Genomic DNA, 2,244 nt, shown 5'->3' on the forward strand with positions numbered 1-2,244 from the left:
GCTGTGGCCTGTTTGGCCAGCACGATCGTGCCGCCGCCACCGGCCGGGTTGAAACCGGTGGCGGTGGCGTCGGCGGCCGGCAGGTCGGTGCCGGCCGTGCCGTTGCTGCCGCCCTTGAGCAGGTAGTAGCCCTTGGCGGGAATGCTGCCCGCCAGGGCTGCCACCGAGCTCGGCGCACCGGTGCCCGGGGCTGAGCGGTACTGGAGACTCCAGCCCTCCAGTGAGACCGGTGCGTCGGAGCCGTTGTACAGCTCGACAAACTTGTTCTTGAAGGCCGCGCCGGAGCTGCCGCCGCTGAGATAGGCCTCGTTGATGACCACCGGCGAGGTTCCGGTTGCTGCCGGCAACGGTTCGGTGGCGTTAGCCGGCACGGCCGCCGCCAGTGGAGCTGCTATCAGCGCCGCCGACAGTGCTGAGCCCAGCGCTGTTTTCCAGGGTGTTATTTTCATCCGCTCTAACTCTCATTAGGGTGCCCCGGGTAAAGGGCAGGGTGCAGTGCGTCCGCAGGGTGCAGCGGACAGTGGCCGGCCAGAACTCCTGGTCAAGTCGTGCCGGGCCCATCCAAACAGGGGTGAATGAACAACGTATGGACTAAACGTGCATTCGGCGGGACGCCCCCCAGCGGGACGCGCCGCAGCCTTCCCGGAGCGGCTCGAAAGCCCCGGGCGATGGTGACTGGTGATACGGGTGAGCGGTGTCCGGGTGCCTCCACCGGACGCTCCACAGCAGAATACCGGCCAGTAGCCCTCGGGGAAGGCTCTGGCCGGTATTTCCTACAACAATTTTTGTAATTAGGTGGGAAGAGCTCTGGTGTCCTGGCCGGTTAGGCGTCCGTGGCGGACTGCCCGCCCTGTCCGGTGTCAGCCACGATCTTGAACATCGCGCCCGTGGGGTCGGTCAGTGTGGCGAGCCTGCCGAACGGGGTGTTGTCCGGCCCGTCGATGACCTTGGCGCCGAGGGACACTGCCGTCTCGATGGAGGCGTCGGCGTCTTCCACGGCGAAGTAAACCTGCCAGTTGGACGGGACCTCGGCGGGAAGGTAGGCAGACGCGTCCATGATCCCGGCCTTGGCCGCCGGGCCCGCGCCCAGGGTGGTGTAGCGGAACTCCGGGGTGTCGCTCATGACGTCGGTGTCCCAGCCGAACACGTCCTGGTAGAACTTGACGGCGGCGGCGTAGTCCTTGGCGTGGAGCTCGTGCCACGCCGGGGCGCCGGGCTCGGCCGCCAGTTCATAGCCCTTCATCTCAGCCGGCTGCCACACGCCGACCGACGCGCCCGTGGCGTCGGCGATCATCGCCATGCTGCCCTGTTCGGGGACGTCCATGGGCGGCATGTAGACCTGGCCGCCGTGTTCCGTTGCCGCCTTGACGGTGGCGGCGGCGTCCTCCGAGCGCAGGTACGTGGACCACATGTCCGGCCACGCGGCCTGATCCTCCTGCTTCTGCATCAGGCCGGCGACGGACTTGCCGTCCTTCCAGGCGGTGATGTAGCCGCCGTATTTTGCTTCGTCGCCGGTCTGGTACGTCCAACCGAACAGCGCACCGTAGAACGACTTGGCCTTCTCGGCATCGGATGTCATGAGGTCGATCCAACATGGTGCGCCGTTGGAGTGCTCGGGTGTGGGCATGGAGGCTCCTGCTCTCTGTGGCGGCCGTTGACGTGCGGCCGCCGGACTCTGGTTTGTGTGGAGATGGGGTGGTGGAGACACAGAGAGACTATGACGGGGCACGGACAGTTTCAATGCATAGCCAGTCAGAGCCGGCGCGGGAATGCCGAGCGTCGGCCGTACAGGGTGAGCAGCAGGGCGGTGATGCCGAGGGCGATCATGACGACCGGGAGCACCAGCCCGTCGAATGGGGTCAGGAGGAGCGCGCCGAGAATGCCCGCGCCGAAGATAGCCAGGTTGAAGGCGACCGGGAGGAATGCATTGGCGACGTCGGCGTTGTCGCCTCCGGCGGTGGTGAGTGGTCCCTGGACCTGGGCTGATGCGCCGCCGAAGGTGAGGCCCCAGAGCGCGGCGGCGATCAGGATGGCCATTGCCGATGCATGTCCGATCAGCAGAATGAGTCCGGAAGCGACGAACACGGTGACGCTGAGGTGAAGGAGGGGCCTCGGGTGGCGGTCCAGCAGCGCACCGGTGACGGCGACCCCGACGACGGACGCGATGCCGTAGACCAGCAGGACCAGGCTGGCGGAGAGGCCGGTGCCGGTGGCCCGGAGGTAGGGGGCGATGTAGGTGTAGAT

2 protein-coding genes and 1 pseudogene are annotated in these 2,244 nt (G+C 66.8%); all 3 read right to left on the bottom strand.

Annotated features, from left to right (window positions below):
* Positions 1 to 449 (bottom strand): lamin tail domain-containing protein (locus LQV45_RS26775; RefSeq protein WP_230009776.1); only part of this gene is annotated, 449 nt, incomplete at its 3' end.
* A 374-nt stretch (positions 450 to 823) separates the two neighbouring features.
* The gene (locus LQV45_RS26780) at positions 824 to 1,627 is read right to left on the bottom strand and encodes a VOC family protein (protein ID WP_230009777.1); all 804 of its coding nucleotides are present in this window, start codon (positions 1,625 to 1,627) and stop codon (positions 824 to 826) included.
* Between the two features lie 125 nt (positions 1,628 to 1,752).
* Positions 1,753 to 2,244: pseudogene (locus LQV45_RS26785) on the bottom strand (MFS transporter); the annotation flags it as partial.

It is taken from the genome of Microbacterium sp. Bi128 (assembly GCF_918698205.1).

Coding starts and splice junctions, on each gene's coding strand:
- LQV45_RS26780 (WP_230009777.1), bottom strand. CDS start 1,627: ATGCCCACACCCGAGCACTCCAACGGCGCACCATGTTGGATCGACCTC.